Genomic DNA, 12,718 nt, shown 5'->3' on the forward strand with positions numbered 1-12,718 from the left:
GTCGGGGTATGCCGAGGACTATCGCCACCAACACGAAGGTCGAGCGCGCCGAACTGGTCGCGTTCCTGAAGCCGCGTCACCGCGCGATCCTGGTGACCACCCGCGCCGACGGGCGGCCCCAGCTGTCCCCGAACACCTGCGGCGTCGACGACGAGGGCCGCATCGTCATCGCGACCTATCCGAAGCGCGCGAAGGCGGTCAACCTCCGGCGCGAGCCGAAGGTGTCTGTCTGCGTGCTGTCGGACGAGTGGAACGGGCCGTGGGTGCAGGTCGACGGGACCGCGGAGGTGCTCGACCTGCCGGATTCGGTCGAGCCGCTGGTCGACTACTTCCGCAGCATTTCCGGCGAGCATCCGGACTGGGACGAGTACCGCGAGGCGATGCGCAAGCAGGGCAAGAGCCTGATCCGGATCACGATCGACCGGTGGGGACCGATCGCGACCGGCGGCTTCCCTCCGGAGCTGGCGGACTGAGGTCCGTGAAGGGGCTCCTTGAGGGAATCTAATTCCCTCAAGGAGCCCTTCACGGACGGTCAGGCCTCGCCGTGCTGGTGGCGCAGGAACGGGCAGCCGAGCAGCCGCCGCAGTTCCGCGGCCAGCTGCGGCGGGCTGTCGACCGTCCGGGAGAACGCGAGGCGGACGTCGTGGTCGCCCGCCGTCGATTCGACGCGCAGGCGCAGGCCGTACCGGTCGAGGCCGAGCGGGCGGATCCGGCCGCCGCGCAGGTCCGCGGGCAGGTGCCGGGCCAGCTGTTCCACCACGTCCGGATGGTCGCTTTCCAGGTGCCGCAGCCATTCCGCCTCGTAGTCGTGGAACGGGTCCGGCGGGGCCGCGCTGAACATGTGCGGCCGGAGCGAATGCGTGCCCTCCGCGTCGGCGAGGACCAGCGACGCCGGGGTCAGCCGGAGCAGGGTGAGGCCGTGGCCGACGTCGAGAAGCCGGTGGTCCGGCCGCTGTTCGGCGATCGACACCGCACGCGCGCGGGCCGACACGTCCGTCAGCGGCCGGAGCCAGCCGGTGATCCACAGCAGGCCGCGGACCGGTTCCCGCAGCGCCACCGGGGCGTGGTCGGCGAGCTCGACCATGACGGCGAGCTCGCCGCGCTGAGCCTGCCGGGACGCGGACACCATCGGGTGCTCGTCCGGCAGAAGAATGCTGACGCTTCCGCTGTGGTGCACGTGATGCAGGACCGGCTCGACGCGTGCGGCCTCGCAGCCGGCGCTGTCGACGGTCGGCATGATCGTCGCCGGGCCGCCGCGGGTCGCGATCGTCTTGGCGCGTTCGGCGGGGTTCGGCGCGGGCGGGCGGCGCACGGATACGGGTGCCTCGGTCACGGGCTCACCTCCTACTTAGGTGAGCCTAACCTGAATTGCCGCGCCAAGGGAAGAGCGCGCGAGAAGATCACCCACGGGACGGGAAAGTGCTGGTCAGCGGATCGGCGGAAGAACGGGGCCGAGCGGATGCGGCCGTGGGGGCCGGTTGATCCGCTCTCGAAAAGGTCTCGAGACGCGTCCGCAGAGCGAACGATTTTGTCCCCTTGCCGTACGCTACTAGCGTGTCAGTCGTGTCAAGCGCTGTGGAACTCACGCCCCCCGGCCCCCGTGGAATTCCTCCCCTGTTCGCGCGGCTCGTCGACGACTCGGCGCTCTTCCCGCCCGCGGACGTCGCGATGCCGGAGGCGCTGCGCGCGCACTTCGAATCGCGCAGCGGGGAACACGCCGGGGTGCTCGGGGTTTTCCTGTGCCAGGCCTCGCGGCTGCCGGAGCTGATCACCGAGCTGATCAAGATCAAGCCCAAGGAGCCGCTGCCGCTGTCGCTGATCATCGACACCGGGCTCGGCGGCGTTCCGAAGGCGATCTCGATCGTCGAATCGCGCAGCGAGCTGCTGTCGCTGCGGATGGTGGAGATGCCCGCCCCGTCCGACGTCGACGAGGTGTGGCTCGAACGCGTTTCGGAGTTCGTGCCCGAGGACGTCATCCGGGTCGTCGAACCGCGGCGCGGCGTCGGCTGGCTCGACGGCGTGCGCAACGTGATCGAGCACGGCAGCTGGCCGAAGATCCGCTGCGGCGGCAAGGCCGGGGAGAACTTCCCCAGCGTGGACGAGGTCGCCGACTTCCTGTCCGTGGTCAGCGGCTCGCCGGGGGCGTCGTTCAAGGCGACGAACAGCCTGCACCGCGCGGTCCGGCACGTCGACCCGGAGACCGGATTCACGCACCACGGCTTCCTGAACCTGCTCGTCGCGTCGGCGCGCTGCCTCTCCGGCGGCGACGTCCGCGCGGCGCTGGAATCGACCGACGGCAAGGCGCTCGCGGACGAAGCCCGCGCGTTGCCGGAGCCGGCCGCGAAGGCCGTGCGGGAGCTTTTCGGGTCGTACGCGGCGGCGTCGTTCGCGGAGCCGGTGGCCGACCTGGGTGAACTCGAGCTGCTGTGAGCAGGGAGGGGTCGCTGACCCTCGACCGCGGTCTGGCGCTGCTGCAGGCGGTGGCCGATTCGGGCGAGCAGGCGGCGACTATCTCCGAACTCGCGGTGGCCATCGGCGCGAGCCGCGCGGCGGTGTACCGGCTGCTGGTGCCGCTGGCCGAACGCGGCCTGATCTGGCGAGACGGCACGAAGGTGCGGCTCGGCGTCGGAGTGCTGCGGCTGGCCGGTCAGGTGCTGCCACAGCTGCGCGAGGCTGCCCGGCCGGTGCTGCGCGAGCTGGCCGAGAAGGTCGGCGCGACGGCGCATCTGACGGTGGCGCAGGGCGATCACGCGCAGGCGGTCGCGGTGGTGGAGCCGTCGTGGACGAGCTATCACGTGGCGTACCGGGTCGGCAGCAGGCACGCGCTCGCCGCGGGTGCGGCCGGGCGGGCGATGGCGTTGCGGCCCGGCGGTACCGACCGGTGGGTCGCTTCGACCGGCGAGATCGAGGCTGGTGCTTCGGGCGTCGCCGCGCCGGTGCGCGGGGTGCCTGGGCTGCGGGCGAGCGTCGGGGTGATCTCGCTGGAGCCGCTGGTTTCGGACGAAGTCGGACCGTTGGCGGTGGAGGCGGCCGCGAAGCTCGCCGAGGTGCTGCGGTCCTAGCGGCGGGACGCGGCGACCAGCGGCCGGACCATGGTCAGCAGGAGCGCCAGGTCGACGGTGAACAGCAGCCGCTCGAACAGCCCGAGCGTCACTTCCTGCTGTGCGGGCCCGGTGAGCAGGGTGAACACGAAGCCGCCCAGGACCACGGCCACGCTGGCGAAACTCGCGACGGCCAGCCGGCGGATCGTCGTGCGGCGCGGCTCCCACGGGCACGATCGGCCGCCGCGGCGGGTCAGCAGCCAGGCGGCCGTGGGGAGCGCGAGGAACGCGGTGAGGGCGGCGGCGTTGTGCAGCTGGCCGTCGAAGGAGCGGGCTTCGCCGTTGGGGTCGACGGGGACCGTCGCGCAGATCGTGAGACCGGCGCACCACACGCCGAGCAGGACAACGACGGCGGGCGAGCGGCGGGCTTTGACGAGTCCGGCCAGCAACGCCAGCGAGCCCAGCGCGAGCGCCAGGCACATGATCGCGAAAAGCCGCGCGGCCGAATGGTCGCCGAGCCTGCCGTAGACGTACTCCGAAAGCGTCTGCCAGATCGGGCTGATCTGCGCGGAGAGCCGCAGGTGCAGGTCCGTGGCGATGACCACGGCCGCCCCGATGCCGCCCAGCGCGAGCCTGCCGTGCACCGGCGACACCGGAGACACGGCGGCGCGGGAGGTGGTCGGCACGGGCGCTCCTCGGCGGTCATGGCGGAGGCCATGGCGTCACCTGGGGTTCACCTGGTCCTCGTTCGGGGGTTCCGAAGAGGTTACCTGGCGTTCCTGTGAAACGGCCGTTACCAGAGCAGCTGGGCCAGCGCGAACGCGGCGAATCCGGCGAACACGAACCCGGCGACCCGCTGGATCAGCTTCGGCCGGATCCGGTCGCGGATCTTCGCGCCGATGAACACCGCCAGCCCGGCGACCGACACCAGCGCGACGAACGCGCCGACCCCGACCGCGAACGGGTTGCCGAGGCGGGCGACGAGGCCCGCGGTGGCCAGCTGGGAGGCGTCGCCCCACTCCGCGGCGAAGAGCACGCCGAAGGACGTGAGCGCGGAGCGCAGGAACGACACCGGCCCGGGCCCGGACCGCGACGCGTCCTCGCCCGCTTCGCTGCCTTCGCTGAAGCCCTCGCGCAGCAGCAGGAACGCGCCGACGCCGAACATCGCGGCGACCAGGACCGAAACCAGAGTTTCCGGCAAGAGCGTGAGCAGGCTGCCGAAAGCGACCGCGATCACGCATTGCACGGCGAACGCCGCGCATACTCCGGCGAATACCGGCCAGGCGCGGAAACGGGTGGTGAGCACGAGGGTCGCGACGAGCGTCTTGTCCGGCAGCTCGACGGCCAGTACCAGGCCGAACGCGCTGAACAGAGCGATCAATGCGGGAGACATGGGTTCGTGCTCACCCCTTTCACTGCAACGATAAAGGGGAGATTCAGAAAACCGCAAGCTGATGGGTTTCGCGAATTGCCTGTTCAGGTCCGCAGAATGCCGGTCGCCGGTCGGCCGGATTATTTTTTTCGGTGCGCCGAATTCTGTTTTCCGGCTGCGGTACGGTGCGGGTCATGTCTGCTGACCACGTCGTCGTCACCACCACCGTCGACTCCGAGGCCGCCGCGCGCACCATCGCCGCGAGCGCCATCGAGGCCCGGCTCGCCGCGTGCGCCCAGATCGTGGGGCCGATCACCAGCGTCTTCCGGTGGGAGGACGAGGTGCAGACGGCGGCGGAATGGCGGGTCGAGTGCAAAACGGCCGCGGACCGGTCGGGCGCGCTGGAGGAGTTCCTGAACGTGCGGCATCCGTACGACCTGCCTGAGGTGATCGTCACGCCGATCGTCGGCGGCAGCCCGCGGTACCTGTCGTGGCTCGTGGAGGAAACCCGGTAGACGCCACCTGATCGGGGGAGATCTGCCGTCTCCCGGCACCGGGTTTCGGCAGGTCGGGGGGACGTTGGTCCCGGCTGGTTCAGGACGTGTTGAACTGGCTGGCGCGGGTGCGCGCGCGGAGGATCGGACACGTGGATGTCCTTGAGCTCGCGCGGTGGCAGTTCGGCATCACCACCGTCTACCACTTCCTGATGGTCCCGCTGACCATCGGACTTTCGGTGCTGGTCGCGGCCATGCAGACGGCATGGGTGCGCACCGGCAATCCGCGGCACCTCAAGATGACGAAGTTCTGGGGCAAGCTGCTGCTCGTCAACTTCGCCATGGGCGTGGTGACCGGGATCGTGCAGGAGTTCCAGTTCGGGATGAGCTGGAGCGCCTACTCCCGGTTCGTCGGCGACGTGTTCGGCGCGCCGCTCGCGATGGAAGGCCTCCTCGCGTTCTTCGTCGAGTCGGTCTTCCTCGGCCTGTGGATCTTCGGCTGGGACCGGCTGCCCAAGCGGGTCCACCTGGCGTGCGCCTGGGCGTTCTCGCTGGCCACGATGGCCTCGGCGTACTTCATCCTCGCGGCGAACTCGTGGATGCAGCACCCGGTCGGCGTCGAGTTCGTGAACGGCAAGCCGACGATGAACTCGATCGGCGCGGTGCTCACGAACAACACCGCGCTCGCCGCGATCCCGCACACGCTGGCCGGCGCGTTCTCGGTGGCGGCGGCGTTCCTGGTCGGCGTGGCCGGCTGGCACCTGTGGCGGCGGCGTTCGACCTCGGACGAACACCGCGAGGTCTGGCGCTCGTCGCTGCGCCTCGGCGGCTGGGTCGGCGTGGTGGCGTTCGCGGTGCTGGCGATCACCGGCGACATGCAGGGCAAGCTGATGTTCGAGCAGCAGCCGATGAAGATGGCGTCGGCAGAGGCGTTGTGCCACACGGAAAAGCCGGCGAGCTTCTCGATCATCGCGATCGGCGACGTGGCTAACGCGAACTGCGAGGACGTCAAGACGTTCAACGTGCCCGCGCTGCTGTCTTTCTTGGCGCACAACGACTTCTCGACCGAGGTCAAGGGCGTGGAGAACCTGGTTTCGGAATACCAGGCGAAATACGGCACGAACTATCCCGACGACCCGGCACTCGGCTCGCTGGCCGGGAAGCCGATCGACTACGTGCCCAGCCTGCCGGTGACGTACTGGGGCTTCCGGATCATGATCGGCTTCGGCGCGATCTCCGCGGGCATCGGCCTGCTTGCCCTGTGGCTCACCCGGCGCGGCCGAATCCCCGGCGGACGCTGGTTCCCGCTGATGGTGCTGGGCGGCATCGCGACGCCGTTCATCGGCAACAGCGCGGGCTGGATCTTTCACGGAAGATGGGACGGCAGCCGTTCGTGGTCGCACCCAACCCGGACCGGCGTCGAGGGCATGTGGATGTTCACGGCACAGGCGGTGTCGAAGCTGACGGTCGGCGAGGTGCTGACGTCGCTGATCTCGCTGACGGTGCTGTACGCGGTGCTGGGGGTGGTGGAGCTGTACCTGATGCGCAAGTACATCCGGGGCGGGGTGGATGCGGTGATGCCGCCTGCTGCTTCCTCCGGCTCTGGCTCTGATTCCGATTCCGAGGACTCCGATGGCTCCGATGACCAGGCGCTTTCGTTCGCCTACTGACCCGGTGGAGCGGGCCGGGGTGCCGCCAGAAGACCCGGAGGGCCGGGTCTGGGCGCGGCCCGCTCCACTGGCCTGGACGAGCTGCCGACACATGCCTTCCGCCGCGTACGCAGCCCCCACCCTCTCCGGGGGGACGCCCCGTACCCAGCGTAATCGCGTGGTGGCTCTCGCGGGTTACCCACAGCAGATCTGTGGACAACTCGGCGGGTTGTGGATAACTCAGGGCCATCGTGGGGACAACCCGGTGGCCGACCGGATGACGTCGGCGGATGCCGGACGAGGTGAGTGGGGATGACACTCGAAACGCTGTGGTTCGCGATCGTCGCGCTGTTCTGGCTGGGGTACCTCTTCCTCGAAGGATTCGACTTCGGCGTCGGCATGCTGCTGCCGGTCCTCGGGAAGACGAACACCGAGCGGCGCGTCCTCGTCAACACGATCGGGCCGGTCTGGGACGGCAACGAGGTCTGGCTGATCGTCGCGGCCGGGGCGACGTTCGCGGCGTTCCCGGGCTGGTACGCGTCGCTCTTCTCGGGCGCTTACCTCCCGCTGCTGCTCGTCCTCATCGCGCTCATCGGCCGCGGCGTCGCGTTCGAGTACCGCGGCAAGGTCGACTCCGAACGCTGGCGGCGCGCCTGGGACCGCGTGATCATCATCGGTTCCTGGGTTCCGCCGCTGGGCGTCGGGCTGTTGCTCGCGACCACCGTGCTCGGCCTGCCGCTCGACGCCCAGGGCAACCGCGTCGGGTCGCCGTTCGAGTCGGTCCGGTGGGACACGCTGCTGGGCGCGGTAGCCATCGTCGGGTTCTCGCTCGTGCACGGCGCGGCGTTCCTGGCTCTCAAAACCACCGGTGACCTGCGGGAACGTGCCCGCACCATCGCGCTGCGCGTCCTCCCGGTCGGACTGCTGCCGCTCGTCGCGTTCCTGGTGGTCGTCCAGGTCCGCGAAGGCAAACTGTGGACGCTCGTCTCGCTGGTGATCGCCGTCCTCGCCGCCGTGGTCGCGTGGCTGCGGCTCTACGTCGACCGCGACGGGCAGGCGTTCGCCGCGCTCGCGGTCGTCATCACGGCCGCCGCAGTGACCTTCTTCGGCGCGCTCTACCCGAACGTCCTGCCGTCCACATTGGACCCGGCGCATTCGCTGACCATCACGAACAGCGCGGTCAGCCACTACACGCTGACGGTGATGACCTGGGTCGGCGCGTTCGGAGCGCCCGCGGTGCTGATTTACCAAGGCTGGACCTACTGGGTTTTCCGCAAGCGCATCGGGGTCCAGCACATCCCGGCGGTGCACGCACCATGACGAAGCTTCCCGGCCGCGCACCCCTTTCCGCCACGAGGTCCCCCATGGACCCGGTGCGGCCGGGCAAGGGTCCGCTCGGCGCGCTCTCGGCCCTGGGGCCGGCCGCGCGCCGAGCGCTGATCCTGGTCGCGGTGCTGTCGTTCGGGAACGCGATATTCCTTGTCGGACAAGCCTTTCTGCTGGCAGATGTCCTCGCGGATGTGGTCTCCCAGGGGATCGGGGGCCGCGCCGTCCAGTTGGCTGTTCTGTTCGCGCTCGTCGTGGGCCGGGCAGGCACCAGCTGGGCGGTGCGGGTTGTCTCCGCCCGCGCCGCCGCGACCGCGCAACGCGACCTGCGCGCCCGCGTCGTCGACCACGCCTTGCGCCTCGGCCCGGAATGGCTCGCCCGGCGCGGCCACGGCGAACTGACGACGCTCGTCACGCGCGGCCTCGACGCACTCGATTCCTACTTCCGCGAGTACCTGCCCGCTCTCGTCACCGCCGCGGTCGTCCCGCTCGCGGCGGGTGCGGCGATCCTGTGGACAGATTGGCCTTCGGCGGTGATCATCGCCGCGACGGTCCCCTTGCTGCCGATGTTCGCTGTCCTGGCCGGAAAATTCACCGCCGACCGCGTTTCCGGCGCGACGGACGCGGTGCACCGGATGTCCGGCCTGCTGCTCGAACTGGTGCGCGCGTTGCCGGTGCTCACCGCGTTCCGGCGCGCTGACGCGCAGGCCGCGACCGTGCGGAAACTGTCGGATCGGCATCGTCGCGCGACGCTCAAGACCTTGCGGGTCGCGTTCTCCTCGGCGTTCGTGCTCGAACTCGCGGCGACGCTGTCGGTCGCGCTGGTGGCCGTCGTCATCGGCGTCCGGCTGGTGTCAGGATCGCTCCCGCTGGCGATCGGACTCGGCGTGCTGATCCTCGCTCCCGAGTGCTACCAGCCGATTCGCGCGGTCGGCGCGGCGTTCCACGCGAGCGAGGACGGCGTGGAAGCGGTCCGCCGCGTGACTGAGGTGCTCGCGGAGCCGGTCCCGGCCGAAGGGACGCGGACCGCGCCCTGTGGATCGTTGGTTGTGTCCGACCTAAAAGTCGCCCGGCGCGGCGGATTCGCGCCCGACGGCGAAAGTTTCTCAGTCCGGCGCGGCGAGATCGTGTGGCTGCGGGCACCGAGCGGTGGCGGTAAATCGACAACGCTCGCGACGCTGCTGGGCTTCGTGCCCTCCTACGACGGATCGGTGCTGGCCGGGGACGTACCGCTGGCGGAAGCCGACCTCGAACGGTGGCGCGCGGGGATCGCCTGGGTTCCGCAGTCGCCGGTATTCAGCGGCGGCACAGTGCGGGAAGAACTCGCTGGATCGGACCTAGACGCCGTGCTCGGCGAACTGGGGCTGCAAGGCCTCGCCGACCGTCCGGTCGACCGGCTTTCCCTGGGGCAACGCCAGCGCGTCGCCGTGGCCCGGGCGTTGCTGCGCGTCCAGTCGGGCGCGTGGTTGCTGCTGCTGGACGAGCCGACCGCGCACCTGGACGACGTCAACGCGCGGCGGGTCATGGACGCCGTCGAGCGAGCGGTCGAGAACGGGGCGGCAGCGGTAATCGCCGCGCACGAACGTTCTGCTGCGGTGGCCATTTCGGACTCTCCTCCCGCAGCTGCAGTTGAGTCCACTTCGGACAGTGCAGAGGCGCGGCCGCTTCCCTGGCGAATAGTGCTCGACCGACGGCTGTTCTCCGGTGCCTTGCTGGGCACCCTGGCGCTCTTGGCCGGGATCGCGCTGACCGCGACTTCTGGCTGGCTGATCGCCAAAGCGTCCTTGCAGCCACCGATTCTCACGTTGACGGTCGCGGTCGTCGGGGTGCGCGCCTTCGGATTGGGCCGGGCTGGACTCCGGTACGTCGAACGGCTCGTGACGCACGACGCCGCCTTCCGGATCGCCGGGCGGTTGCGGGTTCGGCTGTGGAATGCGTTGGTGCGCTTGGGTCCGGCGCGCAGTCTCGAAGCGGGAGAGAGCCAGCGTCGGCTGGTGACAGACGTCGATACCGTGCGCGATCTGTTGCCGCGCGTCGTTTCGCCGCCCATCGTGGTCGGTTTGGTCGCGGCCGGGGCGATCGCGGTGCAGACGTTGGTGCTGCCGTCGGCTGGTCTGGTGCTGGCCTTGACCGTGCTGGTGGGCTTGGCGGCTCCGGCGGTCGCGTTGCGCTTGGAACGCCGGGCGACTTCCGCTCTCGCGGCTGGACGTCGCGACGTCGCCGCGCGGGTCCTGGTGCTGTTCTCGTCGGCTGCGGAGTTGCTCGCCTACGGCCGGGCGGCCTCGCGCCGCCGCGAGCTTGCTTCGACGGACACCCAACTGGCCGCCGGCACCCGGCGGCAGGCCTTCGGCGCGGGAGCGGCGGATGCGGTGATCACCTTGGCGACGGGGGCGGCCGCGGTGGTCAGCACGATGCTGGCCGCGGAGGCGGTCGGACGCGGGGAGTTGGCGGGGGTGATGGCTCCGCTGCTGGCGTTGGTGCCGTTGGCGCTGGCGGAGGTGTTGGCGCTGCTCCCGCAGGCGGCGGTGCATTGGGACACCCTGCGAGCGGCCCGGGTTCGACTTGGCGCGGTGGTTGGCGAGGCGGCGGATGAGCGTTCGCTGGAGGCTGGTTCTGCCGGATCAGACGCAATGACCCACGCGGTTTCCGGTGCTGCGGATGCGCACTCAGAACCAGGCCGCGCGGTTGTTGAAACGGCCGTCGCCGCTCAGCCTGGGGACCGTCCGGCCGCGGTTCGGTTGCGGGGTGCTGAGCTGGGGTGGCCCGGCGGGGCGGCGGTGCTGAAGGACGTCGATCTGAGCGTGCCGACCGGGGCTTATGTGGCGGTCGTCGGGCCGAGTGGGGCGGGGAAGTCGACGTTGGTGGCGGCTCTGCTGGGGTTCCTTCAGCCTCGAAAGGGCGAGGTGGTCGCACCGACGAAGGTGGCTTGGGCACCGCAGGAACCGATGTTGGTTTCGACCACGGTGGCGGAGAATTTGCGGCTCGCGAATCCGTTGGCAGAAACGTCCGAGCTACGGCGGGTGCTGGATCAGGCGCAGCTGCCGGAGCTGGATTTGGCGACGGTGCTCGACAGCGCCGGGACCGGGTTGTCCGGTGGGCAGGCGCAGCGGGTGGCGTTGGCGCGGGCGTTGCTGGCGGCTCCGTCGGCGGAGTTGGTGTTGCTTGACGAGCCGACGTCGCATCTCGACGAGCCGACGGCGCGGGCCTTGCGGGCGACGTTGCGTACTGAACTCGCTGGACGGACGGTCGTGCACGTAACGCACAATGCGGACGAAGAGCTTCAAGCGGACCTTGTTTTCGAGGTCCGGGACGGGCGCGTCGTGCGGCGGGCGTTGCCGCGGGTGGCGGCGTGACGGAGGGTTGTTGGTGACGGTCACGATTTCGGGTCAGGGGCTGGGGGCCGCGCTAAGGTCGGAGTTGCTCATGGACCCGACACTCGCCGCGCGCGCCCTTTCCGCGGCCACGGAGATCACCAGCACCGCCTTGTCCGGGGACGACCCGGAGGGGGTGCTGGAAACAGTCGTGGCCAGGGCTGTCGAGTTGGCCGACGCCGATCTTGGCCTGGCGATGGTCAGCGCCGACGACGGGCGCGTCGTGGTCGAGGCGGCGTACGGGGTCGACGGTTTGCTCGCGGAGGTGCCGACGGGCGACGTCGAACGCGGGCCGGTCGGGGAGTTGCGCGGGCTTACGCTCGAAACGGATTCCGCGGCGGGCCGGGTCGCGCGCGGCAGCGAGCCGATCGCGGCGGAGGACTTCATCGTCGATCCGCGGACGGCGCCGTATGTGCCGGATGAACTGCGCGGGTACGGACCGTTCGCGGCTGCGCCGTTCGGTTCCGGCGGGCGGGTGCTTGGCGCGCTCACGGTGTACCGACGACAGGGCCGCGAGCCGTTTTCCGCGGGCACGGTGGAGATGCTCGCGGCCTTCGCGGCGCAGGCCGGCGTGGTGCTCGCGCTGGCCGAGGGCGCTAACGCGCGCCATCGCGTGACCCTCTACCAGGAGCGCGAGCGGATCGCCCGCGAGTTGCACGACGTGATCGTGCAACGGCTCTACGGCACCGGCATGCAGCTGGACCGGGTCCGCCGCAACATGCGGAAACGCTTCGCGCAGGCCGACGGGGCGCGGCTGTCCGACGCGATCGACCAACTGGACCAGACCATCGAGGAAATCCGCGGCACCGTGCGCGCGCTGCGCTCGCCGGAGCCGCGCCACGACCCCGGCTCCCCGACGGACCTCGCCGAATCCGCGCGCGGCGAAGTCCGCATCGCCGGAGAATTGCTCGGCTACCCGCCGACCCTGGAGCTGTCCGGCGAGTTCGCCGACATCCCCGCCGAACGGGCCGACCACATCCGGGCCGCACTGCGCGAGGCACTGTCCAATGTGGTCCGGCACTCGGGCGCGAGCGAAACGCGGGTGACGCTGACCCGGGATGCCGAGGGCGTGAAGCTTCGCGTGCGGGACAACGGGTCTGGGGTGCCGCAAGGGGTGGCGACCCGGGGGCTGCGGCATCTCGCCGAACGTGCTGATGCTGCTGGTGGCCGGTTTTTCCTCAATTCTTCGCCTAGTTTGGGTACGTTGGTGGCGTTTGATTTGCCGCTTGAGTGAGTGTCTCTGGTGGTCGCGGTGCTGTGCGAGGGTTTCTTTGGCATTGCGGCGGGCGGGAATGCGGGTAATCGCAACACCGGTGACCGTGGCACGGTGATCGGTGAGGGTAGGCAGCTGTGGTGCGGGCGGCTGCGGTATCGCGATCGGCGTGCGCAGTGGAGCGCAATGCGGGCGATCGCGGCACGGTGATTGGTGAGCCTAGGCAGCTATGGTGCGGGCGAATGCGGCATG

General features: G+C 70.1%; 12 protein-coding genes. 8 read left to right on the forward strand and 4 right to left on the reverse strand.

The genetic code is table 11. The features are described 5' to 3' along the window. Positions 1-8 precede the first annotated feature (8 nt). Positions 9-473 (forward strand): PPOX class F420-dependent oxidoreductase, encoded by a 465-nt coding sequence (locus tag SSMG_RS39540; RefSeq protein WP_009085758.1) that lies wholly within the window; start codon positions 9-11, stop codon positions 471-473. A gap of 59 nt (positions 474-532) precedes the next feature. Here SSMG_RS39540 and SSMG_RS39545 read toward each other — a convergent pair whose 3' ends face one another. Further along, entirely contained in the window at positions 533-1,333 is an 801-nt protein-coding gene (locus tag SSMG_RS39545) for a DUF2470 domain-containing protein (protein WP_037718962.1), read from the reverse strand. Positions 1,334-1,563: 230 nt separating this feature from the next. Here SSMG_RS39545 and SSMG_RS39550 point away from each other — a divergent pair, with 230 nt between their 5' ends. Next, positions 1,564-2,430: a hypothetical protein gene (locus tag SSMG_RS39550; protein WP_286157103.1), complete on the forward strand. Its 867-nt coding sequence runs from the start codon at positions 1,564-1,566 to the stop codon at positions 2,428-2,430. Next, positions 2,427-3,062 carry an IclR family transcriptional regulator gene (locus SSMG_RS39555; protein ID WP_009085764.1) on the forward strand — a complete coding sequence of 212 codons (636 nt, stop codon included), beginning with the start codon at positions 2,427-2,429 and terminating at the stop codon, positions 3,060-3,062. Before SSMG_RS39550 ends, SSMG_RS39555 begins: the two co-directional genes overlap by 4 nt. On the opposite strand, the gene SSMG_RS39560 is transcribed toward SSMG_RS39555, so the two are convergent. The 3 genes from SSMG_RS39560 to SSMG_RS47475 all read right to left on the reverse strand — a co-directional run bounded on the left by SSMG_RS39560 (position 3,059) and on the right by SSMG_RS47475 (position 4,609). Then, positions 3,059-3,727 (reverse strand): DUF998 domain-containing protein, encoded by a 669-nt coding sequence (locus tag SSMG_RS39560; protein ID WP_009085766.1) that lies wholly within the window; start codon positions 3,725-3,727, stop codon positions 3,059-3,061. The two genes, SSMG_RS39555 and SSMG_RS39560, sit on opposite strands and share 4 nt — an antisense overlap. A 107-nt stretch (positions 3,728-3,834) precedes the next feature. Next, positions 3,835-4,434 carry a TMEM165/GDT1 family protein gene (locus SSMG_RS39565; protein WP_009085768.1) on the reverse strand — a complete coding sequence of 200 codons (600 nt, stop codon included), beginning with the start codon at positions 4,432-4,434 and terminating at the stop codon, positions 3,835-3,837. A gap of 43 nt (positions 4,435-4,477) precedes the next feature. Beyond that, positions 4,478-4,609 carry a hypothetical protein gene (locus SSMG_RS47475; protein ID WP_255409795.1) on the reverse strand — a complete coding sequence of 44 codons (132 nt, stop codon included), beginning with the start codon at positions 4,607-4,609 and terminating at the stop codon, positions 4,478-4,480. Between SSMG_RS47475 and cutA the strand changes: the two genes are divergently transcribed. The 5 genes from cutA to SSMG_RS39590 all read left to right on the forward strand — a co-directional run bounded on the left by cutA (position 4,608) and on the right by SSMG_RS39590 (position 12,487). Further along, positions 4,608-4,928 carry a divalent-cation tolerance protein CutA gene (cutA, locus tag SSMG_RS39570; RefSeq protein WP_037718964.1) on the forward strand — a complete coding sequence of 107 codons (321 nt, stop codon included), beginning with the start codon at positions 4,608-4,610 and terminating at the stop codon, positions 4,926-4,928. The two genes, SSMG_RS47475 and cutA, sit on opposite strands and share 2 nt — an antisense overlap. A 131-nt stretch (positions 4,929-5,059) precedes the next feature. Beyond that, positions 5,060-6,577, forward strand: coding sequence for a cytochrome ubiquinol oxidase subunit I (locus tag SSMG_RS39575; RefSeq protein ID WP_106430335.1), 1,518 nt, complete (start codon positions 5,060-5,062; stop codon positions 6,575-6,577). Positions 6,578-6,868: 291 nt separating this feature from the next. Continuing rightward, the gene (gene cydB, locus SSMG_RS39580; protein ID WP_037718967.1) at positions 6,869-7,876 is read left to right on the forward strand and encodes a cytochrome d ubiquinol oxidase subunit II; all 1,008 of its coding nucleotides are present in this window, start codon (positions 6,869-6,871) and stop codon (positions 7,874-7,876) included. Positions 7,877-7,920: 44 nt separating this feature from the next. Further along, positions 7,921-11,235, forward strand: a complete 3,315-nt coding sequence (cydD, locus tag SSMG_RS39585; RefSeq protein WP_037718969.1) for a thiol reductant ABC exporter subunit CydD — start codon at positions 7,921-7,923, stop codon at positions 11,233-11,235. Between the two features lie 70 nt (positions 11,236-11,305). Then, entirely contained in the window at positions 11,306-12,487 is a 1,182-nt protein-coding gene (locus tag SSMG_RS39590; protein WP_009085776.1) for a GAF domain-containing sensor histidine kinase, read from the forward strand. Positions 12,488-12,718 lie beyond the last annotated feature (231 nt).

This window comes from Streptomyces sp. AA4, assembly GCF_000158875.1.
Taxonomy (GTDB): domain Bacteria; phylum Actinomycetota; class Actinomycetes; order Mycobacteriales; family Pseudonocardiaceae; genus Amycolatopsis.